Origin of the sequence: Protofrankia coriariae (assembly GCF_001017755.1) — a bacterium.
Taxonomy (GTDB): Bacteria; Actinomycetota; Actinomycetes; order Frankiales; family Frankiaceae; genus Protofrankia; species Protofrankia coriariae.
Genome location: NZ_JWIO01000028.1, coordinates 9902 through 34353 on the forward strand (window position 1 = coordinate 9902; position 24452 = coordinate 34353).

General features: G+C 68.6%; 25 protein-coding genes and 1 pseudogene. 17 read left to right on the forward strand and 9 right to left on the reverse strand.

Annotated features, from left to right (window positions below):
• The 6 genes from FrCorBMG51_RS31535 to FrCorBMG51_RS16415 all read right to left on the reverse strand — a co-directional run.
• On the reverse strand, window positions 1–628 hold a 628-nt coding region (locus tag FrCorBMG51_RS31535; RefSeq protein WP_268760574.1), incomplete at its 3' end, for a type I restriction endonuclease.
• Window positions 629–909: 281 nt separating this feature from the next.
• Window positions 910–1281, reverse strand: coding sequence for a MerR family transcriptional regulator (locus FrCorBMG51_RS16395; protein ID WP_047223942.1), 372 nt, complete (start codon window positions 1279–1281; stop codon window positions 910–912).
• Between the two features lie 27 nt (window positions 1282–1308).
• Complete coding sequence (locus FrCorBMG51_RS16400) at window positions 1309–2070, reverse strand: SDR family NAD(P)-dependent oxidoreductase (RefSeq protein WP_047223943.1); 762 nt, start codon at window positions 2068–2070, stop codon at window positions 1309–1311.
• A gap of 165 nt (window positions 2071–2235) precedes the next feature.
• Window positions 2236–4257 carry a TOTE conflict system archaeo-eukaryotic primase domain-containing protein gene (locus FrCorBMG51_RS16405; RefSeq protein WP_052914752.1) on the reverse strand — a complete coding sequence of 674 codons (2022 nt, stop codon included), beginning with the start codon at window positions 4255–4257 and terminating at the stop codon, window positions 2236–2238.
• 457 nt (window positions 4258–4714) lie between these two features.
• The gene (locus tag FrCorBMG51_RS16410; RefSeq protein WP_157180536.1) at window positions 4715–6031 is read right to left on the reverse strand and encodes a hypothetical protein; all 1317 of its coding nucleotides are present in this window, start codon (window positions 6029–6031) and stop codon (window positions 4715–4717) included.
• A 139-nt stretch (window positions 6032–6170) separates the two neighbouring features.
• Complete coding sequence (locus FrCorBMG51_RS16415; protein WP_076843475.1) at window positions 6171–6986, reverse strand: hypothetical protein; 816 nt, start codon at window positions 6984–6986, stop codon at window positions 6171–6173.
• A 404-nt stretch (window positions 6987–7390) separates the two neighbouring features.
• Between FrCorBMG51_RS16415 and FrCorBMG51_RS16420 the strand changes: the two genes are divergently transcribed.
• From FrCorBMG51_RS16420 to FrCorBMG51_RS16435, 4 genes are all read left to right on the forward strand, one after another.
• Window positions 7391–7693 carry a hypothetical protein gene (locus FrCorBMG51_RS16420; RefSeq protein WP_047223944.1) on the forward strand — a complete coding sequence of 101 codons (303 nt, stop codon included), beginning with the start codon at window positions 7391–7393 and terminating at the stop codon, window positions 7691–7693.
• A gap of 130 nt (window positions 7694–7823) precedes the next feature.
• On the forward strand, window positions 7824–8186 hold the full coding sequence (locus FrCorBMG51_RS16425; protein WP_047224016.1) for a GntR family transcriptional regulator: 363 nt from the start codon (window positions 7824–7826) through the stop codon (window positions 8184–8186).
• Entirely contained in the window at window positions 8183–8869 is a 687-nt protein-coding gene (locus tag FrCorBMG51_RS16430; protein ID WP_047223945.1) for an ATP-binding cassette domain-containing protein, read from the forward strand. The genes FrCorBMG51_RS16425 and FrCorBMG51_RS16430 overlap by 4 nt, the downstream gene beginning before the upstream one ends.
• Window positions 8869–9465 carry a hypothetical protein gene (locus FrCorBMG51_RS16435; protein WP_047223946.1) on the forward strand — a complete coding sequence of 199 codons (597 nt, stop codon included), beginning with the start codon at window positions 8869–8871 and terminating at the stop codon, window positions 9463–9465. The genes FrCorBMG51_RS16430 and FrCorBMG51_RS16435 overlap by 1 nt, the downstream gene beginning before the upstream one ends.
• 5 nt (window positions 9466–9470) lie before the next feature.
• Here the strand turns inward: FrCorBMG51_RS16435 and FrCorBMG51_RS34870 are convergent, their stop codons facing one another.
• Window positions 9471–9902 (reverse strand): hypothetical protein, encoded by a 432-nt coding sequence (locus FrCorBMG51_RS34870; protein ID WP_047223947.1) that lies wholly within the window; start codon window positions 9900–9902, stop codon window positions 9471–9473.
• A gap of 354 nt (window positions 9903–10256) precedes the next feature.
• Here FrCorBMG51_RS34870 and FrCorBMG51_RS16445 point away from each other — a divergent pair, with 354 nt between their 5' ends.
• The 4 genes and pseudogenes from FrCorBMG51_RS16445 to FrCorBMG51_RS34875 form a co-directional block, all read left to right on the forward strand.
• Window positions 10257–11072, forward strand: a complete 816-nt coding sequence (locus FrCorBMG51_RS16445) for a dienelactone hydrolase family protein (protein WP_047223948.1) — start codon at window positions 10257–10259, stop codon at window positions 11070–11072.
• Between the two features lie 31 nt (window positions 11073–11103).
• A complete protein-coding gene (locus FrCorBMG51_RS16450) occupies window positions 11104–11352 on the forward strand; it encodes a hypothetical protein (protein ID WP_047223949.1) in 249 nt (82 codons plus the stop codon).
• 235 nt (window positions 11353–11587) lie between these two features.
• On the forward strand, window positions 11588–12184 hold the full coding sequence (locus FrCorBMG51_RS16455; protein ID WP_235433644.1) for a hypothetical protein: 597 nt from the start codon (window positions 11588–11590) through the stop codon (window positions 12182–12184).
• A gap of 152 nt (window positions 12185–12336) precedes the next feature.
• A pseudogene (locus FrCorBMG51_RS34875) lies at window positions 12337–12843 on the forward strand (transposase); the annotation flags it as partial.
• A gap of 358 nt (window positions 12844–13201) precedes the next feature.
• On the opposite strand, the gene FrCorBMG51_RS16465 reads toward FrCorBMG51_RS34875, so the two are convergent.
• A complete protein-coding gene (locus FrCorBMG51_RS16465) occupies window positions 13202–15232 on the reverse strand; it encodes a P-loop NTPase family protein (RefSeq protein ID WP_047223950.1) in 2031 nt (676 codons plus the stop codon).
• A 366-nt stretch (window positions 15233–15598) separates the two neighbouring features.
• Window positions 15599–16429 carry a recombinase zinc beta ribbon domain-containing protein gene (locus FrCorBMG51_RS16470; RefSeq protein WP_235433665.1) on the reverse strand — a complete coding sequence of 277 codons (831 nt, stop codon included), beginning with the start codon at window positions 16427–16429 and terminating at the stop codon, window positions 15599–15601.
• 37 nt (window positions 16430–16466) lie between these two features.
• On the opposite strand from FrCorBMG51_RS16470, the gene FrCorBMG51_RS29035 reads away from it, so the two are divergent.
• The 9 genes from FrCorBMG51_RS29035 (at window position 16467) to FrCorBMG51_RS16510 (ending at window position 24423) form a co-directional block, all read left to right on the forward strand.
• A complete protein-coding gene (locus FrCorBMG51_RS29035; RefSeq protein WP_200902477.1) occupies window positions 16467–16745 on the forward strand; it encodes a hypothetical protein in 279 nt (92 codons plus the stop codon).
• Window positions 16746–17303: 558 nt separating this feature from the next.
• The gene (locus FrCorBMG51_RS16475) at window positions 17304–17849 is read left to right on the forward strand and encodes an EF-hand domain-containing protein (protein ID WP_047223951.1); all 546 of its coding nucleotides are present in this window, start codon (window positions 17304–17306) and stop codon (window positions 17847–17849) included.
• 165 nt (window positions 17850–18014) lie between these two features.
• Window positions 18015–18545 (forward strand): EF-hand domain-containing protein, encoded by a 531-nt coding sequence (locus tag FrCorBMG51_RS16480; protein ID WP_047223952.1) that lies wholly within the window; start codon window positions 18015–18017, stop codon window positions 18543–18545.
• Window positions 18546–18611: 66 nt separating this feature from the next.
• Window positions 18612–19166 carry an EF-hand domain-containing protein gene (locus tag FrCorBMG51_RS16485; RefSeq protein WP_047223953.1) on the forward strand — a complete coding sequence of 185 codons (555 nt, stop codon included), beginning with the start codon at window positions 18612–18614 and terminating at the stop codon, window positions 19164–19166.
• Window positions 19167–19245: 79 nt separating this feature from the next.
• Window positions 19246–20163, forward strand: a complete 918-nt coding sequence (locus tag FrCorBMG51_RS16490; RefSeq protein ID WP_083731054.1) for an SAM-dependent methyltransferase — start codon at window positions 19246–19248, stop codon at window positions 20161–20163.
• Window positions 20157–21023, forward strand: coding sequence for an SAM-dependent methyltransferase (locus FrCorBMG51_RS16495; RefSeq protein WP_076843458.1), 867 nt, complete (start codon window positions 20157–20159; stop codon window positions 21021–21023). Before FrCorBMG51_RS16490 ends, FrCorBMG51_RS16495 begins: the two co-directional genes overlap by 7 nt.
• Before the next feature lie 3 nt (window positions 21024–21026).
• Complete coding sequence (locus tag FrCorBMG51_RS16500; protein ID WP_047223954.1) at window positions 21027–21716, forward strand: dTMP kinase; 690 nt, start codon at window positions 21027–21029, stop codon at window positions 21714–21716.
• Between the two features lie 74 nt (window positions 21717–21790).
• On the forward strand, window positions 21791–23560 hold the full coding sequence (locus FrCorBMG51_RS16505; RefSeq protein ID WP_047224021.1) for a GH3 family acyl-acid amido synthetase: 1770 nt from the start codon (window positions 21791–21793) through the stop codon (window positions 23558–23560).
• Entirely contained in the window at window positions 23557–24423 is an 867-nt protein-coding gene (locus FrCorBMG51_RS16510; protein ID WP_047223955.1) for a class I SAM-dependent methyltransferase, read from the forward strand. Before FrCorBMG51_RS16505 ends, FrCorBMG51_RS16510 begins: the two co-directional genes overlap by 4 nt.
• Window positions 24424–24452: the final 29 nt, after the last annotated feature.

The following is a 24452-nucleotide window of genomic DNA, read 5'->3' on the forward strand; positions in this document are numbered from 1 at the left end:
CGAGCCGCTGCTGGCTGGTCAGCTCACCGACACCGAGCGCCTCGGCGACCTCGGCCTCCGGCGTCGGTTCGGTCGTCTTCCACTCGGCGAAGTGATCCGGCTCCGAGGTGAACGTGCCGACCTTCGCCACATCCCAGCTCGTGGCCACGACGAACTGGTTGGTGTGGAACAGCCGCTCGTTACCCTCCCGGGCCACAGCGCCACGCTGGTCGGCATACCGCGCCAGCTGACGGATCGCCTTCGCCACCGGCGACGACACCGTCGGGCTCTTCGCCTCCACGACCACCAGCGGAATGCCGTTGACGAACAGGACGATGTCCGGCTCGATGTACCGGCGGCCCTGGCTGCCCGGGATATCCACCCGGAACTGATTGATCACCAGGAAGTCGTTGTTCGACGGGGTATCCCAGTCGATGAACCGGACCCGGCGGCTCCGGCCACCATCCACCTCCGGAATCCCCTCGACGGGCAGCCCGAGCAGCAGCAGCTCGGTCAGCGCCTCGTTGACCTCGACCAGCCTGGCCGCCTTCGGCCGGGTCAGCGCGGCAACAGCCGGGGCAACCCGGCCGTCATCAAGCCACGGCCCACCATCCGGCCCCGGATTGATCCGCCGCAGCGCTGTCCGCAACCGCCCCTCCACCAGCACCTCGGAGAACGACGTCCGCCCACTCGCAGCCGGATCATGCTTCGACCCGGCCAGATGCGCCCAGCGTCACGTCCGGGATGTCTCCTGGCTGCATAGCGGGCGTAGCCGTCGCATCCCGCCGCCGGCCTGCCCGGGAGCACCTTGCCGCGCCGCGCGGCTGGGGCCTGCTGGAGCGCCCGACAGCCCAGGCATGAGACATATCCAGGGGGCTGTCCCATCGTGCTCCGACAGTTCTTCGACCTCTCTGTCGTGAGACAACCGGGTCAGGCCACCGGGCGGATCCGGCCGCCGGTCTTGTAGCGGAGTGCGGCTTCCAGCCGGTCGCGGGCCTCGGTTTGGGCCGCGATCCGTTCGTTGAGGACCGCCAGCCGTTCCAACGCGACCCGCAGACCCTTCTCTGACGGCGGTGCGGCAGCCACATCGCCGTCCAGACAGGGCAGGAACACCTGCACGTCGTCGAGGGTGAGTCCGGCGGCCAGCAAGTAGCGGATGTTGCGGACCCCTCCCACAGTCCGTTCGTCGTAGATGCGGTAGCCGTTGGGGGTCCGCTCGGAGGAAATCAGCCCGGCCTGTTCATAGTGCCGCAGCGCACGGGGGGTCGTGCCGGTCGTCCTGGCCAGCTCGCCGATCCTCACCCGTGCCACCTCCAGCGGCCACTCCTATCACGCCACGACCGCCCCGCCGTCGACCGGGAGCACGACTCCGGTAACGAACGACGCAGATGGTGAGGCGAGCTGAGTGATGACCCAGGCCACCTCCTCGGGCTGACCGATACGACCCAGCGGGGTGTGGGCCAGCTGCCATTCCCGCACCGCGGCCCTTCGCTCCGGCGCCAGGCCCTGGTGCTCGCCGATCGGGGTGTCGATCGCGCCGGGAGCGACCGCGACCACGCGGATGCTGCGGGGTGCCAGTTCGACCGCCCAGCTGCGGGTCAGCAGTTCCAGCGCGGTCTTGGTCGCCGCGTAGACCGAACTGCCCGGCCACGCCCGCTGCCCCACCGAGGTGCTCACATTGACGATCACCCCGCCGGTCGCCTCCAGGAGGGGTAGCGCGGCCTGGGTCAGCAGGATGGGTGCGATCAGGTTGGTAGCGATCTGCGGGATGATCGTCTCCGGTGTGAGAGTGCCGAGGGCACCGCCGCGCACGATGCCGGCGTTGTTGACCAGCACGTCCAATCGGCCGTGCAGCTCCCGCACGATGTGGATGATGCGCTCGGGCTCTCCCGCAGCGGTGATGTCCGCGGCCAGCGGGGTGATCCGTTCGTGACCGGCGGCGGTCTCGTGGAGCGGTTCGGCTCGCCGGCCGACGGCGAACACGTGGGCGCCCTCGGCGGCGAAGGCCCGGGCGGTGGCCCGACCGATCCCGGTGCCGGCCCCGGTGACGACGACGATCCTGCTGCTCTGCGGTGCGGCGCTGGTTTCCATGCCGTGATCGTTCAACCTTGCCGCCAGCGGCAAGGTCAAGCAGCGCCGGAGCGATCCCACCGGGCTGGTCCCGCTCCAACTCCCTCGGGGAGGCTGCACTCACCATGCGCTGACCGTCCCACCACTACCGGGAGAAAATAGGTAAGGACCTCGCAGAAAGAAAGATCAAGCCGTGCTGCCCGAACGTCTCGGCAGGTCGGCGAGGGCGTCGACGTGCGCGGTCCGCCGGGTAAGGACGAGGCAGTTCCGGCCGGCGGTCACAGCGGTGTGGACATCCGCGCAGATCATCTGGTTGCGGGTGGTGTTCTCGGTGAGGGCGGTGAAGACGACGGAGGTGATCGCACCGGGCCTGGTGGTGTCGGCGTCGTCGGGAAGGGTGAAGTCGGTGCGGTGGAGGTGCACGACGCGAGCCACCGGCCCGGGGGCGGCGGGGTCGACGATGGGGATGACGTGGCGTTTGGGCCCGCAGTGCATGAAGATGACCGGCCCGAGGCCGTCACGGCGGTAGGCGGTGGCGGTCAGCCCGATCCAGCGGCGGGCGGGGATCCGGCGAACGGCCTTCTCCACGGTGGGGGCGCCGGCATGGTGGGCCTCGTCGACGATCACCAGCCCGTAGGCGGGTAGCCGTTCGGGGGCGTCGTCCATCCGGGCCGGGGTCTGCATCATGGCCAGGTCGATGACCCCGGTCGGTTTGGTCTTCCCGCCGCCGATCCGCCCGATCCGGTCCGCTGTGATGTTCAGGTAGGCGGTGAGGCGGTCTCGCCGCTGGTCCATCAGGGGCGCCCGATCGACCATGATCAGGGTGGGGGTGTGGTGGTGGGCGATCAGCGCGCAGCCCATGACCGTCTTGCCTGATCCGGGTGGGGCCTCCAGAACACCGAGGTCGTGGTGGGCGAGGGCCGCGACCGCGGCCGGTTGGGCGTCACGTAGCGTGCCGGTGAACGCGACCTCGAGGGAGGGTGGGTCGGCGCGACGGTCAGTGATCTTCAGCCGGCTGCCGGCGTCACGGACAAGGTCGGCAGCCTTGCCGGTCATGGCCCGGGGCAGGTAGAGGAACTCCAGATCCTCGACGTAGCAGCGGATGAACCGCGGGGTGTTCCAGTTCGAGATCCGCAGGTTCTCGTTCTTGTAGAACGCCGGGTTCGCCAGGGACGCGGCGTGTTTGAGGGTCGCCAGCAGCGACGGCGGCAGGCCGGCCCGTCGCACGGCGAGCATCCCGGCCCACTCGGCGTGGATCGTCGGCGGCGGTGCCGGCTCGTGTGCCAGCGCGGGACGAAACCAGCGGGTGTCCGGGCCGACCGTGACCGGCCGCATGTCCACGGCCAGACGCTGCACCTCGGCGCGGGAGAGACGCCCCAGACCAGCGAGAAACCCCCACTGATCGTCCATGGGGATGAAGGTGTCCGGGTCGACGAAGATGGTCGTCTGGTGGGCGCGGCGTTCCTTCTGCAACGGCAACGCGATCAGGTTGCCCAGCCCTTCCCCGGCGGCGGGAAGATGGTCCTGAGCGGGAAAGAACCGGTCGTAGCTGTCAAGGCCGAGACCGCCGCGCACAGCCATCGCCTCGCGGAGCAATCCGAACCCGACCGCCCGCGCGTCCAACGCCGGCACCAACTCCTCGAAGAAGATCCATACATGTGCGCCCTGACCGGAACGGGAGATCTCCACCGCTGCCGGCACACCGGCCGCCTGGGCGGCCTGGGCGTAGGCCTGGGCATCGAGCTGCCAGTCGGCGCCGTCGAAGTCGCAGACCAGCAGCCGGCAGGTGTCATCGGCCAGCATCGGGTACAACCCGATCGTCGCCGCGCCGGACAGATGATCGCGGATCACCGCGTCGGTCAGCGGCCGGTACCGTCTGGCCTTCTTCGCCTCCTCCCAGCTCTGCCCCGGTTCCCGGTCGAGAGCGGGAGACCAGCCCTGACGTCCGTCGCGTTCCCACCGGCTGGCATACACATCGTCACGGCCGACGAACAACGACCGGAACAGGGCCACCCGCTCGGCGGCGACACGTTCCACGTCCACCCGCGCCCCCGCCGGCATCGGCCCGGGAACAGCGGGCACCGGAACGCCGGCGGTCTGCGGCGGACGGCCCTCGACTACCGCGGCCAGCCGGGCCACCTCGGCGCGCAACGCCGCGATCTCCACCCGCAGATCGGCGAGTTCCCCCGCGCAGGAACACCCCTCCACGGAAGGAACCGCGGATTCTCCGGGTACGGACATAACCCGATTGCACCACGACAGAACCCACAGCAACCAGAGGAGGATGATATGGATCGAAGGTTGTGTGCTGTAACTGATCGGATCCTGACCTGACTCGAACTGGACGAGACCGCCTGCTGCTGAAACTCACGGCTACGTCCTCCGGGCTCATCTGCCAGCCAGGAGACAGACCCATCGAGGTGAACCGCAGGATGCGGTCGTCGGGGCATGTTTTTGACGGCCCGCTTATCCAGGCAAGAGCCTGGCAGTGGTTGGAGTTCGCCCACCACTGCCGCTGGTCCGACGATGCCGGCAGTGGGCATCCGAGGATCTCCTCAATTTGGTCGAACCCCAACTCCACCGTGCGTCGACCATGATCCTCCGCAGCCTGTAGGTACGTGGTCAGCCGGTCATACCTCCCCATGCGCACCCCCAGCAAGATTCTCTACGTCGACGGCGCTACGAAGCGGACACGCGGGTGCGCCCACGGCGTCGCGATATCCGGGGGCAGTGGCGACGCTGGAACCGTCGGGTCACACACGACTGTCTCGATCTCCTCGTAGCGGCCGATGGCAAGGGTCTCTGCGTGGCACTGCGTACACGGTCCACGTCGCGCGCAGCCAGCACCGGTGATGAGAGTGTGGACGTGCTGGTAGGCATCGTTCGGATGATCTGCCTTGACGGCATACCAGCGACCGGACCGGCTCGTCTCCGGTAGGGCTGCGGCCACCGAGGGCCGCATCGGCAGGTACAGGTCGGTGCCGTCGTGGCGGACTACGAAGATCCGGTCAAGGTAGTCGCAGTCGTCGGGTTCGGGCCGGTGCTCGGCGTACCAGCCGGTGGCGTCGGTGATCGACCCTGGCCCCCAGAGCAGGTCGGCTGGATAGCTGGTCACCTCGTACCGGGAATCGAATTCCCGTAGGCCATGATCAGTAATGTGCTGGACGGGACGGAAAACGGCACGCACGATGATGCACTGCCACGGCTGGTCATCGGGATCCAGAGCGTCGGACAACCCGTCAGCCAGCGCTATCCATAACTGCGTGCCGGCGGTATTCCACACCAGGACGACGATTTCGCGCCGGATGGGGGCGGGGTACAGACGTCCGCCCGGGGTGGCCACACCCCAGAGATGGTTGATGATTTCAGCGAGGTCGCTGAGTGTCCCGGCGGCGTCGACCGGGCTGATCAGATGGTAGCCGGCTGGGTGGGCGGTCATGTTGCGCAGGCTGGCGATCGCCTGTTCGACGGCACGGTTGTGCTGTCCGCGTAGCATGCCCATCCGCCGCGCCCAGCTATACAGGCCGCTCAGCATGCCGTTGAATTTGATGCTCTGTCCATCGCTGATCAGTAGCTTTCGGGAGCGATTCTTGCGGATGACATCGTGTAGTTCCTGGTAGCTGCCGACATCCGCGTCATGAAGGCAGCCGTTCTTCGGGTCGACGAATGTAACGGTTCCCTTGTAATACTCAATGAACCGGTCACGGAGGGCCTGTTCCAGCACCAGCAGGGCGCGGTCGTTGACCAGAGTGAAGATCTCGTAGCAGAACAGCCCGTAGGCGAAGGCTTTGCGGAGGTCGTCGAAGCTGTTGCGGGTGCTCTCGGTGACCTGTGGAACGAGTTCGAACTGGGCGACCACCTGCTGCTGGAACTCGGCTGCGTCCTCCGGGCTCATCTGTCCGCCGGGAGACAGGCCCATCGGGGTGAACCGCAGGGTGCGGTCGTCGACCTGACGCAGCTCGTCGAGCATTTTAACGATCACAGGTGGATCCTTTCCGTCCGCTGGAGAACCGGACAGCGTACGTCAGGGCCTGTCATTGGTGATCCGCTTATTCCGGTGGACTGATGCCGTCACCGTCACCGGTGCGCGGCCTTCCGCCTGCTGGCGGTGGCCGCTGCGGTTACACGGTGGCTGGTAGGGATTCGGAACCGCTGTCGGCGTGATCGAGCTCTGCTGCGGAATCAGGTCGAGGGTTGCTTCCGGTTCGTAGCTGCGCGACAAGGCCGCGGGCGGTGCGGGCACCGACATGGAGGCGTTTGCGGAGGGTTTCGGCGGAAATCGGACGGTGGTGGGTCTGCCAGTGGAGGGCGTCCTCGGCGCGGGCTCGGTCGAGAAGGTCCTGGTCGGAGGCTCGCTTCTGCCGTCTGCGGGGTTCGGTCTCGGTCGCTTGCCGGGGGTGTGGCATCGGGTGGTCTGCCGTCAGCGGATCCTGCCGGCCGGCGTGATCCGCTGTGGTCACGGTTCGGCTCCGGGGAGCCGGCGGGTGCGCCGGTTCCCTGCCGGCGGTGGCCTGTAGAGATTGAAGGAGTTCGGGGCCGATGTGGGACCAGCCGATAAGCAGACAGCAACCCACAGCGTCGAAGGCGGCGCGGCCGTAGTACCCTTCGATGATCGGCTCCGCAGTATTCAGCGCGAGAGTGACAAGACTGCAGAAGATCAGCAGACGCTGGGCGGGCTGGATCTGCTCTCGGCTGGCGCCGCCCAAAGCGAGCTGGCGGGTCGCGAGGAGCAGCGCGACAACGGAGAGATCAACTGCTGGTGCGACCAGCGGGGCGATGTAGGCGGGGACACCGAGCCGGATACCCAGCGCCCAGACGTTGCCCAGCCCGAACAGGAAGCTCAACGCGACGACGCTGGCGATCAGGACGGTGACCGCGTGGAGGGTGATCCGCTGTCCGTCGTGATGTAGTGGAGAAACAGATGCCACGGCGTTCACCGGCATCACGACTACGTCCGGCTGCTTCTCGCCGGCTGATACGGCCGACGTGTGGTTGTAGATCATTGGTATCCGCCATGTGCCGTGCCCACGAGTGTGAGGTCGAAGACCTCACGAAGGCCGATCATGTACGAATGGGTCGAATCCCCCCACCGACTTGAACACCCATCGCATCGGTGGCAGGTCATGAGGGCCGGCAGAAGCAGAAGACGCGATGTCCGCCTTACCGCCGCGCCCGCCATCAGACCCCACCGCCCAGCACAGCGAGTGAAAAACTCCCCTCCACCACCAACCGGCCGACAGGAAACCGCAGGTCATGCCCGCTACCTGGTGCTGATCGACCGGGGCTTCGACAGCAACACCTTCCTGACACCATCCACGACCGGACCAGTCCTGCCGCCACCATGAAGCACGCCAAACCGCCAGCAACCGATGAAGCCAACGAGCCGATCCACAGCGCGACGTGGGAACCCGACAGCGAGGACAACGGTGCGGACGACGGCCACGTTGTCGAGGACCCCGGCGGCCGGGTGACGCTCATGCTCGCTGTACTCAGCAGCCACCCCGGCAGATCCTGGCACGCCCGCGACGTCGCCCGCCGCCTCGACGTCACGAACATCAACAGCTTCCGCGTCCAGATGTCCCAGTGGGCCCATCGCGGCCTGATCCACAAGACCGGCCCCGCAACCTATGCCCTTGCATGCTGACCATGCAGGCGCTCGACACCGACCACAAGATTCTTAACTTCCCGGCTTGGAGCTTGACAGACCGGCCGCCAGCCTCCATGGTTAGTTACATGAGTAATGAACCGATGAACCGCAGTATGCGGTGGTCGGCGTGAAGGACGACGGGCGGCCGCTGTTCCTGCAGATCGCCGAGCAGATCGAGAACTCGATCGTCGACGGCAGCCTGGCCGCGGACACGCAGGTGCCCTCCACCAACGAGCTCGCGGCCTTCCACCGCATCAACCCGGCGACCGCGGCGAAGGGCATCAACCAGCTCGTCGCCGACGGGATCCTCTACAAGAGACGAGGGATCGGCATGTTCGTCGCCGCCGACGCCCGCGCGCAACTGCTGGAACGCCGGCGCGAGAACTTCACGCGGCAGTACCTCACCCCGCTCATGGCGGAGGCGGACAAGCTCGGCATGGGTGCCGAGGAGATCAAGAAACTGATCGAGGCCTGGGAGCACAAGCGATGAACGTGGTGCGGATGGCCGGGGTGACCAAGCGCTACGGCGATGTCGCCGCGCTCGACGGCGTGAGCCTCGAGCTGGCCGAGAACACGATCCACGGCCTGCTGGGCCGCAACGGGGCCGGGAAGACGACGGTGATGCGGATCCTCACCGGGCAGGCGTTCGAGACCGGCGGGGAGGTGGCGGTCTTCGGGCAGCACCCGTACGAGAACGCCGACGTGCTTTCCCGGATGTGCTTCATCAAGGAAAGCCAGCACTACCCGGACAAGTTCCGGGTCAAGCACGCGCTGCGGGCCGCGGAACTGCTTTACCCGCACTGGGATCCGGCGTTCGCCGCGTCGCTGCTGGCGGACTTTGCGGTGCCGGTCAACCGGCTGCTCCGCAGGCTCTCGCGTGGGCAGCTGTCCGCGGTCGGGGTGATCATCGGACTGGCTTCGCGGGCCCCGCTGACCCTGTTCGACGAGCCCTACCTCGGCCTCGACGCCGTCGCGCGGCAGCTGTTCTACGACCGGCTGCTGGCCGACTACGCCGAGCACCCGCGCACGGTCGTGCTCTCCACGCACCTGATCGACGAGGTCAGCGACCTGCTCGAACCCGGGCTGGACTTCGAGCCGGTCTCGTTGCAGCAACTGGTCGTCCGCACCACCCAACGCCACGGCCGGCCGGTCTCCGCCGGGAAGGAGTCCTGATGTCCCGCGTGCTCGACGTCGTCCGGATCCAGCTCGTCCACTGGCCCGCACTGCTGGGCTACCCGTTGCTCGCGCTGGCCGCGATGCCGCTGCTGGGCTGGGGCACGGAGGTGTTCCCCTTCACGCTGGGGCTCGGCGTCACCCGCCGGGCGTTCGCCGCGGCCACCGCACTGGTCGTCCTCGGCCAGGCGCTGCTCCTCGGGCTCGGGCTGGTGGCGTTCGACATCGTCGAGCGGCTGACCGGCGGCTGGGGACGGGAGGCGCGGATCTTCGGGCTGGACGTGCTGGGCCACGGCAACCCGCTCGCGCTGTGGCTTGTCTACAGTGGACCGCTGGTCGCGGTGTCCGCGATCGGGGTGCTGGCGGGTGTGGTGTTCCAGCGCTGGCGTCACACCGGGATCTACCTCGCCATTTTCGGCAGCGTCGCGCTGCTCGCCGCGGTGGGCGTGCTGGGGAAGACGCAGAACTGGTGGCCCTCGATCGGGAGCTTCCTCGGTGGCCAGCCTTCGCTCACGCTGTTCACCGCGTATCCGCTGATGTTCGCGCTGGCGCTCGGCGGAGCCGGCTGGCTGGTGCTGCGCCGCGCGACCGCCTGAGTGCTTCACCGGAAGTCCCGCGACTTCGCGGTGATGCGCATCGGGAGCGCCTCGAGCCGGTCGGCGAGCAGGCTGACCACGCCGTCCGCCTTCTCCACCACACCACGGATCAGCAGCGCCGGGCTGGCGCGGGCGACCCGGTGGTAGCCCTGCCACAGCCCGAGCGTGCAGATCACGTTCACCATCCCTGTCTCGTCCTCGATGTTGAGGAAGGTGATCCCGCCCGCGGTGGCCGGTGTGGCAGTGGTGGTCGCCCGCTCGGCAGGCGGTATCCGCGCCGTCAGGACGCGTTGCCGGCGCCCGAGTGGGCCCTCGTCCTCGTTCAGAAGTGAACTGCCCCGGGTTCCCTGAGCATGCTGAGGACGGGCGCCGAGAGCGTCCCCGGCTCGTCTGAGCGACGGCCGCCATCCTCGGCGTCGGCGATCCAGCCGCGGCACGCGTAGCCCGGCAAACCGCCAAGATTGCCCACACGGCAGCGCAAGCGGGACAGCAGGCGCCCTGTTCCCGCAGGAGTTCGTTGGCGTCCCAGTACGACAGGTTGTAGCGGAGGTATCAGGGGCCGCCAGCACGGTCACTTCCGGTGGGAACCGGAAGCCGGTGAACTCCGAGGCGGGGATCAGCGAACGGGCAGGGTGTCGGCGCATCCGCCCGCCTTTTCTGATCAAGAAACCGGTGAACGCACCAGGCCCACCAGGCGTCTCACGTCACCCACATGACGGTCACTCCAAGTCGCGAACTGCGGGGACGCGCCGGTCTCACTGGAGCATGAACGTTCTGCTTGACTGTCCGCCATGGCCGACGACAGTCTCGCCGATTTCGAGATGAAGGACTTCACCCACGACGGCAGGACCCGGACGGTGTACCGAGCCGGCACGGGCCCGGCCGTGATCGTGATCGCGGAGCTGCCGGGTATCACACCGAAGGTGGCCACGTTCGCCCGCCGGGTCATCGACATCGGCTGCACCGCGGTGATGCCGCACCTGTTCGGCGTCCCCGGCAAGGACCCGCTCGCCGCCGGCAGGCTGGGCTCGTTGCGGTACGGGCTGTCGTCGGCTGTTCCAGCCTGCGTCAGCCGGGAGTTCACCGTCTGGGCGACGAGCCGCACGTCACCTGTGGTCTCGTGGCTGCGTGCCCTCGCCGCGGACGAGCACGCACGCTGCGGCGGGCCCGGTGTCGGCGCCATTGGCATGTGCTTCACCGGCGGGTTCGCGCTGGCAATGGCGACGCACCCCAGCCTGATCGCTCCAGTGCTGGCGGAGCCGTCCCTGCCGTTTCCCTTCACCAAGGCCAGAAAGAGGGCCATCGACTGTTCCGCCGCCGACCTCGACGTGGTCAGGGGACGGTGCGCGGCGGAGGGCCTGCAGGTGCTCGGCCTGCGCTTCCGGGGCGACACCCTCTCACCGGCTGAGCGCTTCCAGTTCCTGCGGGAGCAGCTGGGCGACGCCTTCGTCGCCATCGATCTCGACGACAGCAGCGCCAACCCCGAGGCCAGGATGAAGCCACACTCCGTCGTCACCGAACACCTCATCGACGAGCCCGGCCAGCCGACACGGGCGGCACTCGACCAGGTCCTCGAGCTGTTCCGAACACGCCTCCTACCGGCGTAGCGAACTCGCCCGGCGAAGTCCGGAGCCATCCGTGCGCGACACGCTCGAACGCGCGCTGGTCGCGGCGTTCGCGGACCACGGCCCGGCTTGCCGAGCGGTTCGGCCCCCCGAACCGCTCGGCAAGGGTCGTACCCAGGTCTGCCCCTGCGCCGCGACCCGGCGCTGGCCCGCGACCACAACACCCACGCCGGCCGGATCACCTGCCCCGGTCGGTGCCGCCCACGACCTTCCCTCCATCACCCCCGCCGAGGTCCTCGCCACCGGCCCCGACCCATCCTGACCCTCGCACCAACGCGCCCGGATCTCGCCCGCCCGCGGGGCGCGGCTGCCGGCCGNGGGCGCGGCTGCCGGCCGCGGGCCGGGTGGGACCGAGAAGCGCGCTGTGCTGTCGCCATCCTGACCGGGCGGGCGGCCCAGGTTCAGTACCAGCACGGATACGCGGCGGCAACCGCGCCGCGCACGATGCGGTCACCACAGGCGCGCCTGAGCGTGCACGAACTCGAAGGTGACGCACGATGACCATGAACGAACCGTCGGCCGCCGTCTCACGGCGGGGCATCCTGGCAGCCGGGCTGGGCCTGGCGACTGCCACCGCCACCGCCGCCACCACCGCCATGCTCGCCACACCCGCCGCGGCGTCGGGGACGTGGCAGACTGACTGGCGTTTCTGCAACAGGTGCCACGGCCTGGTCCGGTACCCTTCGCCGGTCCAGAACCGATGCCCCGCGGGCTTCTCGCACAGGGTTCAGGGCTGGACCTTCGGAGTGCCCTTCACCAACAGCACTGACCACCATGCTGGCGAGACGGAGTACCAGCAGAGCGACTGGCAGATGTGCCAGTACTGCAGCGTCCTCTACTACCACGACTTCCCCGGCGTATGCGCCGGCCGCGGCGGCTCCACCCACCTGGCGACCGGGCCCCAGTACCTTCTCCTCCACGACCGCAACCCGGTTCCGAGCGGCTTCCAGACCGACTGGCGGTTCTGCTACAAGTGCAGCTCGCTCTACTTCGACGGCTATGACCCGAACGGCGTCTGCCCCGGAAACCCAGGCTGGGGCCATGCCGCCGCCGGCTACATGTTCCACCTGCAGGTGTACGCCTATACCCTCTGACCTAGCGCGCCGGTCAAGTAGCCGTATGTGGCCTGTGGTAGACAGCGCCGGTCGGTGGGCGCCGGGTGCCTGCCTTGATCGGGAGGTGCTGTCGGGTACGTCCTGGGGTGTGGACTCCGCTGCTGGAGCCCTCCGTTGCGGAGCAGACGGTGATGCGTCTGGTACGGCGGGCGAAGCTGTTCGTGTTCCTGCCTCGGTATCGCTATGAGCTGTTCGACGAGGCGTTCCAGGCCGAGCTTGCCGGGGTCTACCGCGACAGTCCCCAAGGGCAGCCGCCGGTCCCATCCGCGCAGCTGGCGTTGGCGCTGATCCTGCAGGCCTATACCGGTGTCTCCGACGACGAAGTGATCGAGGCCTGTGTGACGGACCGGCGCTGGCAGCTGGTGCTGGACTGCCTGGACGCCGACCGGCCGCCGTTTCCCAAGGGCACCCTGGTCGGCTTCCGCACCCAGATGATCAACGCTGGGTGGGATCGGCGGCTGATCGAACGCACCATCGAGGTCGCCACGGAGACGAAGGGCTTCGGGCCGCGGGCGTCACGCGCGGCGCTGGGCTCCAGTCCGCCGTGGGGTGCCGGCCGGGTGGAGGACACCCCGAACATGCTGGGACACGCCCTGCGCAAGGCCCTGGGTGTGATCGCGGTCTCGCAGGGGTGGGGCAGACCGAGGGAACCCGGGTCCTGGCCGGCCAGGCCGGGGCACCGGCGCCGGCGGGGTCCACAGCCTGCAAGCCACGTCGGACGCCGACTGGGACGACCCGGGCCAGCGGGACACGCCCGGGGGGTGGCGCTGGCCGCCCTGGCGGCGGTGGAGGCGTTCGTGGCCGAGCTGCACATCGATCGGGCCTACCTGTCCTCGACCCTGGTCCGCGGCCGCGACCCCAACCTGGCGATCTTCTGCAAGGCCTGGCGGGTGCGTGACACCACCGGCCGGTACGCCAAGACCGCGTTCATCCTGGACTTCGACCGGGGCCGGCCGACCTGCCCGGCCGGGGCGGTGTCGCCCTGGCGGAACCGCCTTACGGGCGGTCGGCCAGATCCCGCAGTTCCCCTATGATCTCGCGGCCGGTCTGCTCGATGGGGGCGAGCCTGGTGACCAGCTCACGACTGGCGACAGTATCCTCGGCGTCGACGCGATCCATGATCTGAGCCAGGGTCGCATGGAGCCGGGCTCTGTGCTGTTCGAGGTGCTCCTCGACCGCGTCGATCAGTATCTGCCCCTGGCTCCGGGCCGCCTCGACGAAATCCGCCCGGGCCTGCTTCGCCTGCTCGTCGATCATCCGCTTGCGCTCGTTGCGGGCCTTCTGGATCACTGATTCCCGTTCCTTGAGCACATTCGTGATCTTGGCAATGCCGATTGCGGCCGCGACGGCGGCACCGACCGGAAGCGCAATAGAGGCGAGGCTGAGGCTGGTCATCAGCGCGGCTGCTCCGCCTGCCAAGGGACCGGCTACGGTGACCGTTCCGGCGGCGATCTGCACGAGGCTGTAGACGGACATGGCTCCCCGCGCGTCCGCGGGCGGGGGCGGAAGACGGCTGTCGAGCGGTTCCGGGGAGACGAGCTGGGAGCCGGTGGCGTCGTCGCCCAAAGCCAGCCGCAGCAAAGTGCGGCCCTTGGCGTCGAGCTGCTCCAGCTGACGCTGCCAGACGGTGGCCGGGCCATCGGGGCCGACCATCCACTGCGTGTAGGTCTGAACCTGGCGGATGTCGATCTCGTGGACGTGCTCGACGTCCAGCTTTCCCTCGTCGATCAGCTGATCGAGCCCGCGGTGCAGTTCCTGCGCGAGATCCGCGAACGGGCGCTGCCCGGCGCGGATACCGCGTTCCAGTTCGTCGGCCAGCTCCGTGCGCATGCTTTCCGCGGAGCTCGCCGCACGCTCCAGCCGCTCGGCGACCGCGGCTTGCTGAGCGGCCAGCTCGTCGACGGAAACCTGATGGGCGTCGACGATGTCCCGGATCGGCCGGTGCCGGCGGCGGACCAGCCGTCTCGTTTCGTCGGCGACCTGGACGAGATGACGGTCCCCGGCGCCGGATTCGACAAGCTGGCGCAGCCGGTCGCGCAGCACGTCCATCCCACTGCGTTGCCTGAGATTTCTCGTCGCGTTCCCGTTCGCCTCCTCGGCGGTGGCCTTCGCCTCCCAGGCCGCGGAGACTGGCAGGAATCCTTCGCCGACGAACGCGGCAAGGCCGCCGCCCGCGTCGGCGAAGTGTGTGCGCAGATAGTCGTTGTTCGTCGCCTGTACGTTGCGCCACGCGGCCTGGCCGTGCTCCCGTTGAGTGGCGCGGTCGATGCCGGTGAGCACCCACAGCACACGCTTCCCGGTCTGCAGGTGGTGGGCGTACAGGTCACGGATGAGGGCGAGCTCGTTGACCGTCAGCGCCGATGTCGCCTGAGTGACGTAGATGAAGCAGTCGGCCTCCGCCCAGGCGCCGCGCATGATGAGGTCATGGTCCCCGTCAGGGGACTCGGAGCCGGGCAGGTCGAACAGCTTGGCCGGCAGAAGGGCATCGGAGATGAGCACCTCGATCTCCAGGACCCGGCGGTTGATGTGCTCGCGGCGGCGGTCGGTCACCTTCCCATCGGCCGCGCCGTACGAGGCGACGACGGCGGGCGGCAGGTCGGTGCCTATCTCGACCCAGTCAGAGTCGTCGAACTTGACGCGCAGCAGGCCGCGCCCGGAAGCGTTGACAGACGGGTCGTCACCGACCGGAACGACGGTGGACGGGCAGGCGGTGGTCGGATTCGCCGACGACGGCAGTATGCCGGTGTACTCGCCCTCGTCATCGTCGTCATCTACCAGCCAGTACTCCAAGCGGCCCTGCAGTCCGCTGATCAGAAAGCTCTTCCCGGCCGACTGGCGGCCAAGCATGCCGACGTTGAGCAGGGTGGACAGGGCGCGGGTGCGAAGGCTGCACACGCGGGCGACGTCGGCGGCCAGCTCGTCGACGTCCTGCGGGGCGTCATCCTGGTTTCCGAGCGTCTCCAGCCACGTCTCGCAGCGGCCCAGCAGGCGCGCCAGATCATCACGTATTTCCTCTACCCCCGTCACGTACAGACATTTACCGCATCGCGCCTTTCCTGTCGAGGGCCACGCCTGTTCCAGCGATATCGGCAGCCGTCCCGCGGCACAGCCCGCAGGCACGGGAGATGGTCTCCGGCATGCGTGCGACCAACCCGCACCGCAACGGCCAGCTCACCGGATTGTTCCTGTCAACGCACCATCTGGGCCCGTCGCCACCGACCCCGACGACCGCCGCACGATCCTCAACAGCCGCCGCCCCTCGTCCGGATCAATCTCCCGGACCCGCACCCGCTCCGCCACAACGCCGATCCTCAAGCCCACGAGCACACGGATGCGGGGCTCCGCCCGGCGTGGCGCTCAGAACAGGGCAAACCTCGACGGATACGGCACTAGTCAGGGCAGGTGGAGCGGCCCAGCCAAGGTCAACAATCCGCTCGAGGGGCATGGAACATCTTCTCTTCCTCGCTGTGCCCCGCCGGGGGCACGTATAGCATCCACACGGGAAACCGGAGCTCCGGCGACTGTTGTGTCGAGTCCCGGAGTGTCGGCGGCTCCCTGCGCGAGGGTTCCGATCCGTTCGAGTTCACCCGCCGGAATTTTGATCATTATGGCTACCTCCTGCGTGTCGGGATGGACGTGGACGATGAGCTGCGTGATCTCAAAGAGATGCCGCTGCAACCGCTCCGGTGCACGATCGAGGCTGAGCCGCAGATACGGCAGAGCCTCGAGGAGCGCGAGGCTGTCCGGCCCGGGCCGTGCGGGATCCGGCACAACGGCCGCATCAAGATCGACAATGGCGTCGACAGCGGCGCGACGTTCAACATCAAGATCGTTGTAGGTTCGGCGCAGTCCCTGGGTGAACGGGTCGTCCGGGTCAGCTGTCTGGGCCTGGCGCAGCAGGTTGTCCTGCCGCCGGACCAGATCGGTGATCTTTCGCCGCAGGCGGTCACGGGTGGCGGTGCGTTCGTGGGCGGCCCGGTCGTCGACCATGGCGAGGTCCGCGGCCAGCAGGGCCATCCGGTCGGGGCCGAAGACCCGCTCGGCGTAGAAGTCAGCGACCGCGTCGAGCAGGACGTCCTCGCGGATACGGACGGTTTTCGGATGCCCGGCGAGTCTGTCCTCGCGTCCCCGGTTGTTCGCCCGGGGCCAGCAGGTGTAATAGACGATGTTGCCGGGCCGGCGGTACTCCCCCCACATCCGCCGTTCGCAGGCGCACAGGACCATCCCCCGGAACAGATAGGTGCGCAGGGTCGCCGGATGGATGTTCGGTTCGTTGCCGTCACGGGAGCCGCGACGCGCCCGCCGCCGGGCGTTCATCTCATCGAACATCCACCGGGGGATCAGCGGCGGCTCGTGCACGGGTTCGGATGACCACGTCGACGTCACTTGCGGCGGCGCCACCGTCACCAACCTGCTCACCACACCTCAGGGCAATCACCCCGTCCAGGTCGACGCCCTTGCCGCGGCCGACGCCCGCGTCCCGCTCGTCGACGCCTACACCGCCAGCGGCGGACACGACATCTGCGCCCAGACCCGCTGACCGCTGGGCCGACGGCTCCAACGCCACCGGAACCCCCTACCACCCCAACGCCACCGGAACCGCCGCCATCAGCACCCTGATCGCCAACGCGCTCACCCACCAGGCCAGCCCGCCAACCAGCCCAGAAGCCACCTCGACACACAGATAGCCGATCAGCGGCCGCGCGCTTATCCCGTCCCGGTAAGGACCGCGAATCACGAGCAGGACGGCCCGCCGCGGACGATCTACATCACCTGACCGACGGGGCTGGCCCCAGTTTCGTGATCGCGCCGCTCGGGGTACGACAGGCACGGTAGTCCGCCACCGAAATCCGAAACAGAAGGAATTTCGCGATCAACCGAGAACGTGTCGTCCCGCGTTCTCACCCCCGGCGAGGGTTTAATGTTGAATACTCGCCGGGTGACCCGATAACGGTGACCAGCGACTTGCGGCCGCCTTCCTCTCGACTAGACTTCATAACACGGAGCCACCCGGAGGGCGTCGGCAAGATGTGTTCCGGGACCTCCTCCGCCCATTTCCCTCGCGAAACGCCCATTTCCCTCGCGAAAGGGGTATGCCATGGCCACCACGGCGACCAGGCCGCAGGACGCTCGCCTCGAGAGGCTGTTCGAGGCGACGGACACCAATAACGACGGGGTCATCGAGTGGAGCGACTACGAGCGGATCGTGGACCGGTACGTGTCCGGTTTCGGGCTCGACCGTGACTCGCGTGAGGCCCAGGCCCTGCGGGCGGCTCACCTCATGTACTGGTTCGAACTCCGGCGCCACGCCGGCGGCAATGACCGGCTGGACAGGGATGACTACATTGCGGCGCTCCATTCCCTGATCGTGGACACGAGCCGCTTCAATCTGGTCGAGGGGATCCCGCACGCGATCTTCGACGTGATCGACCGCAACGGGGACGGGGGCATCAGCAAAGAGGAGTTCAGCAGGTATCTTCAGGTCTGGAAAATCGATCCGAAGACGGGGCTCGAGGTCTTCAACCGGCTGGACATCGACGGGGACGGCTCGATCAGCCGGCACGAATTCATCCGCTCGTGGCGGGAGTTCTTCTACTCCTACGACCCGGAAGTGCCCGGCAGTTTCTACTTCGGGCGTGTGTAGGCCCGCGAAAGCCCTCGACGGCCACGTGCGCGGCGACCGGTCCCGGTAGCCGCCGGCCATAGAATGCGCCCGCCCTGCGCCCGCGGGTCGCGCCGCCGGCGAGTCGGCAACATCAGCGCCCGGCCCCGGCAGGCACCGGGCAGCCACAGAACCGGAGGTCTCGACGTGGCGGCCGTCTCCTGCGCAACGAACCGTCTCGATCAGGTGTTCCGAACCCTGGACATCGACGGAGACGGGTTCCTGGAATGGTCCGACCTGCAGCGTCTCGTCGATCGGTATCTTGCTGTATTCAGCGTCAACGCGGACAGTCTGCCCGGTCGGGGGCTGCGGGCTGCCTACGAGATGGAGTGGCTCCACCTGCGCCGGCAGGTGGGTGGTCGGCCGCGCCTGGCGGCGGAGGAGTTCCCCGCCGCTGTGGCCGCCGCGAGCGCGGACACCAGCCGGTTCGACCTGCTGGAAAACGTCCCCCAGGCAATCTTCGATCTCATGGATTCTGACGGGGACGACGCGATCGACCGCACCGACTTCGCACGTTTTCTCGAGGTGTGGCAGATACCTGCCGGCACCGGACAACGCGCCTTCACCGCGATGGACCGGGATGCCGACGGACTCGTCAGCCGGCACGAGTTCGTCACGTCGGTCCGTGAGTTCCACAGCGACGGTTCGGATCGACCCGGAGATCTGTACCTTGAGTGACCGCCGACTTTGCCCCACCAGATCTTTCCGGATTCCTCGAATGGTTTTCCGGAGGATGGAGGTGTCGTGACCCAGGCGCCCCCTGATCCTGTCGACCTGAAGATCCAGCAGGTCTTCCTCGCTCTCGACGCGGATCGCGACGGCCAGGTCGGCTGGCCGGACTACCAGGACCTCGTCCGCAGACACCTGGAGGTGTTCGGCGTGCCCGCGGCAGACCCGCGTGGCGTGGCGCTGCTCGACGCGTACCGGTCACTGTGGCGGGAGTTCCTGCGGCATGGCCGCCCCCGCACACCCGACTGGCTCACAATGCCCGAGTTTGTCACGGCCAACCGGTCCCTGAGTCTCGACACCAGCCGGCTTGACATGGTGGCGGGAGTTCCGGGCGCGATCTTCGACGTGATCGACGGCGATCGCGACGACCAGATCACGCAGGCCGATTTCGACCGCTTCCTGCGCGGAGTGTGGCGGATCGCGGCGCCGGATGCGATCGAGGCGTTCACCGGACATGACATGGACGGCGACGGCCGGATCTCGCGCGCCGAGTTCCTCTGGGGAGTTCGCGAGTTCTTCTTTTCCAGCGACCTGTCGGTCACGGGAAGCAGGTACTTCGGTCGACTGTGATGCCCGGGCGTTCCCAGCCGGCCGCTGAATTCACGACTCGGCGGCCCGCCTGGGAACCGAGCGGAAGGCTTCCTCGACGATGACGAATGCCCCCTGCGTCCGCAACGAGTACGAACGGACGCTGAAGAGCCACTGGGATGCCAAGACCTCCGACGATATCAACCTGCGGTTGGGAGCCGAGGACGACCTCTACCATCACCACTATGCCATCGGCGACTTCGACCGCGGCGTTCTCGACGCCCCACGCCAGCGCCGCGAGGAACTGATTCTGCGGGAGCTGCACCGGATGGAGAACGACCAGGTCGATCTCGTCATCCGGGCACTCGGCGAGCTCCCTCGGGGCGCGCGTGTGCTGGACGCCGGATCCGGGCGGGGCGGGACCGCCTTCATGATCGCACAACGGCTAAGCACCCAGGTGGTCGGGATCAACTTCTGCGAGCATCACATCGCGTTCGCGGAACAGATCGCGCGGCGACGAGGGTGGGACGACCGGGTCCGGTTCCGCTACGGGAACATGGTCCGCACCGGGTTTCCGGACGCCTCGTTCGACGCGGTCGTCTCGAACGAGACCACGATGTACGCCGGCGCGGACGAACTGCTGCGCGAGTTCGCCCGGCTCCTGCGGCCGGGCGGCCGGTACGTCATGGCGACCTGGTGCCGCAACGACACCGTGGACCCGCGTTCTGCCGCGTCGCGGCACATCGACCAGCACTACGTCTGCCAGATGCACCGGCGCAGCACCTACTTTCGGGCGCTATCCGACAACGGCCTGGCACCCGTCCACGTCGAGCGTTACACCGGAAAGGCGATGCCGTACTGGGAGCTGCGCAGCCACTCCCAGCTTCGCACGGGCGTCGAGGAGGCGTTTCTCGACGGCTACCGGAACGAGACGCTGAACTACCTGGTCGTCGCGGCCGAACGTGCCGCGGCGGACGGATCGGATACGGACGCAGGGGCCCGTCGGCCCTTCCGGGTGGAGGAGCAGCGGACATGGTGAATGTTGAGCTGGCCGACAGGGACACCACCGTCCTCGGCCGCCACGACTCGGCGCAGCGCGGCTACTGGGAGAGCAAGAAATCCGACGACATCAATCTTCGGCTCGGTGGCGGAGACGATCTATACCATCATCACTACGGCATCGGCGACTACGACCACGCGATTCTCGACGCACCGCCGGAGCGGCGCGAGGAACTGATCCTGCGCGAGCTCCACACCATGGAGAACCGGGAGACCGAGATCATCCTCGACGCGCTCGGCGGGCTGCCGTCACATTCCCGCGTCATGGACGCCGGTTCCGGGCGGGGCGGAACGTCCTTCATGATTGCCGAACGCTTCGGCTGCCGCGTGGACGGAGTGAACTACTGCGGCCACCACATCGATTTCGCCGAGCGGATCGCGCGCCGCCGCGGATGGGCGGACCGGGTCCGCTTCCACTTCGCGAACATGGCCCATACGCCGTTCCCCGACCAGTCGTTCGACGCGATCGTCTCCAACGAGACCACAATGTGTGTGGACATCGACGAGGTGTTCGGCGAGTTCGCCCGGCTGCTGCGCCCCGGCGGACGCTACGTGGCGGTCACCTGGTGCCGCAACGACGCCGTCGACCCCCGGTCACCAGCCTCCCGGAAGATCGACGCGCACTACCGCTGCGCCATGCACCCGCGCAGTGCCTACTTCACCGCGCTCGCCGCCCACGGGCTGGTCCCCTTCCACGTCGCGCGGCACACCGAGGCGGCGATTCCTTACTGGGAGCTGCGGGAACAGTCGTCGCTGCGCACCGGCGTGGAGGCACCGTTCCTCGAGGGTTACCGCGAGCGCAGCATCGACTATCTCGTCATCGCCGCGGAACGCAGGTAACCGATGTCGCGCGAACCGGAGAATTTCTGCGTCCTGCTGGGCCCAGACCATGCTGGGAAATCCACCGTCCTGAACGAGCTGCGGTCCGCCGGCTTCCGCGGCCTGCTTGTCTCCGCGGACGATGACCACCTTCCTCCGGAGCACGCCCTGATCTCCCGCGTACGGCATGGCATCATCGCCGACGTCGGGGCAGGTCTCGGCGCGGAATACTCCGCCGATCTCCTCACGTCCATGGCCCAGACGGTCATCGTCTACCTGCGGGACCGGATCCGCCAGGCCCCACCCGGCCAGCCGGTTCTGGTCGACTCGTACTACTACAAGACGCTGGCAAAATGCCGGCTCGCCGGCGCCTGGCAACATCCCATGTTCGACTGGTGGAGAAGCTTCCCGCAGCCAGACCGGATCATCTATCTCGATGTCGATCCCAGCACTGCCTGGGAGCGGGCCGGCGGCGCGGCGGGAACGCACCGCCTTGAATGTCGCGGCGGCGTCGGCCGGGCTGCGTTCGAGGAATATCAGCGGGAGCTTGCGAAGATGATGCTGGACGAGGTGGGATCGGTGCCCGTCACCGTGCTCGACAGCCAGGGCCACAGCGGCCCTACGGCGCTTGCCGCCGCCGTCCGGCGCATCGTCGAGGACGCATGGCGGTCACCGGAGGATCCCCCGACGAGAATGGGCGGAAACCGCCGATGAACGGGGAATCACCGAATGTCGCCACACGCGAGTGGGCGCATCCCGACCGATTGCGCCGCTACCGTGCGCGGGTCATGGCCGAACGGGCCGGCCTGCAGGCCGCGGGCGCGCGTTTCGCCCGCTGCCAGGACGAGGTGCTGCGTCACCTGCTGATGTTCAACGCCGACACCGAGTTCGGCCGGAAGTACTCGTTCGGCCGGATCCGTACCCTCGCCGAGTTCCGGCGGGAAGTGCCGATCCACGACTATGCGGCGCTCGCGCCCTGGATCGAGCGGACCGCCGGCGGGGAGTCCGGACTTCTCACCGCGGACGATCCCGTTGTCTATTTCACCAGCAGCGGCACGACCGGATCCCACAAGAAGATCCCGGTGACGGGCGAGTTCATGCGCACCGTCTTCATGCCCTTTTACCACGCCATGTGGGCGCCGCTGGTCGGGCACTTCTGGGACGCCGTCGCCCGGCCGGACGCGCTGCTCAACCTCAAACAGGACCTGCGTGCCGTGCCGCCCACCACCGCCTCGGGCCGCCCGCACGTGGGCAGTAGCCAGGTCGACATCGGCGCGCGGTTCGGCGAGCCGTTGTCCGCCGAACCCGGCACGGCAGCGCCCTGGGCGGCCCTGCCTGCCGCCGTCGCCGAGGACGACCACTGTGAACGGGCGTACCTGCGCCTGCGCCTGGCGGTGGAGAACGAGCGCCTGCGCGGCGTCATCACCTTCAATCCCGCCATGGTCGCCGCGCTTCCCTATCAGCTGCGGACGTGGTGGCCGCGCATCGTCCGGGAGGTGCGCGACGGCACTCTCGGCGGGCGCCCGCACGGCTCGCCGAACCCGCGGCGGGCCGCGGAGCNGCGGCGGGCCGCGGAGCTGGAGGCGCTGGCCAGGTACTTCGACCCGGTGCGCCCGGCGCACGTGTGGCCGGACCTGACGGTCATCCTGTGCTGGACCACCGGCGTGGCCGCGCTGTACCTGCCTCGGCTGCGGGAGGAGTACGGGGCCGGCGTGAGCGTGCTGCCGGCGCCGGTGGGCGCGTCGGAGGGGCCGGTCGGCGTGCCGCTCGATCGCCATCGCACGGCGGGCAGCCTGGTGCCGACCGCCTCCGTGCTGGAGTTCGTCGATGCCGAGCTCGGCCTCGAGCCCGACAGCGAGACCCTGCTGGCGCACGAGCTCGACCCTGGCCGCGACTACCACGTGCTGTTCAGCCACGTCGGCGGGCTGTACCGATACGCGGTCGGCGACGTCGTCAGAGTCGTCGACCGCGTCGGTGGGGTGCCGCGGGTCGAGTACGCCGGGCGCAGGAACCCGTCGGACGCTGTCGGGGAGCGGCTGCGCGAGGCCCAGGTCGTCCGGGCCCTCGGGGATGCGCTCGCCGCCGGCGGCCTGGCCGTGCGCAACGTGGCCTGCCGGCCCGACCAGGCAGAATTCGGTTCCCGGCCGGGCCCAGGCGCCGGGACGACGGCCGTTGCGAGGCCGGACGCGGACTTGGAACGACCAGTGCGGACCGGACCGCCAGGCGCGGGCACCGTCCATTACACCTTCGCGGTCGAACCGGAAGGATCATGGACGGACGCCGAGACGGCCGTGTTCACGCACCGGCTCGACGCCGCGCTGAGCGCGCACAGCCCCCGCTACCGCGCCACCCGGGCGGCAGGCCGGCTGGGCGCCCCCATGGTGCGGCTGCTCGCCCCGGCCACGTTCGCGCGGGAGTGGCTCGACACCGTGCGCGCAGGTACGCGGCCCACACAGGTCAAGGACCGCCTGTTCCGGCCGGACGCCGATGGGTGGCGCCGGCTGCTCGGGACGGCCGGCACGCGGGAGTCCCACGGGGAGTTGGGGAGGGCATCGTGACCCAGCAGATCGATCTCGGTGCGGTCGAGCGCACCGCGCTGCTCACCGCCGCGCTGCGAGCCCGGGAGACTGGGCGTGCCGACCGCCTGTTCGCCGATCCCTACGCCGCCGCGCTCGCCGGGGAGCTCGGCCCCGACCTGCTGGCGGAGGTCCTGGCTGCCACGTTTCCCCCGTCCGGGAAACGGACGGTACCCATCACTCCCGACTACAACTCCATCCGTACCCGCTTGTTCGACGACCTCCTGCAGCGGGCGGTGACCACGGAGCCGATCAGCCAGGTCGTGCTCGCGCCCGCCGGGATGGATTCCCGCGCCTATCGGCTGCGCTGGCCGGAGCGGGTCCGCTACTTCGAGGTGGACCGCCCGGCGGTGCTCGACTACAAGCGGTCCCGGCTCGGCGGGGCGCAGCCGCAGGTCGATCATCGACTCGTCCCGACCGACCTGGTCGGCGACGCCTGGGAGGACGACCTGCTTGCCGCCGGCTATGACCCGGCGCTGCCCTCCACCTGGCTGTTCGAGGGCCTGCTCTACTACATTCCCGGCAACGACACCCACCGGCTCCTGGACCGGGCCGCGGCGGTCATGACGCCGGGCAGCCAGGTCGCGGCGGACATCCCCAGTGCTGCCTGTCTGACCGACCCGCGGATGCGCCCCCTGCTGGACGTCTTCGCCCGATGGGGATGCCCGTTCCGGTTCGGCAGCGACGACCCGGAAGCGCTGTTCCGCGAGCACGGGCTCACAGTGCGGGCCATCCATCCCGGCGCCGGCGAGACGGCCGGCTACCGCCGTTGGGCCGACCCGGTGCCGACCTCCCCGCGGGACGGGGTGCATCGGCTGTTCTACGTCCACGGTCACCGCCACTGATCCGCGGCGTGTCCCGCCGCGTGGCGGGA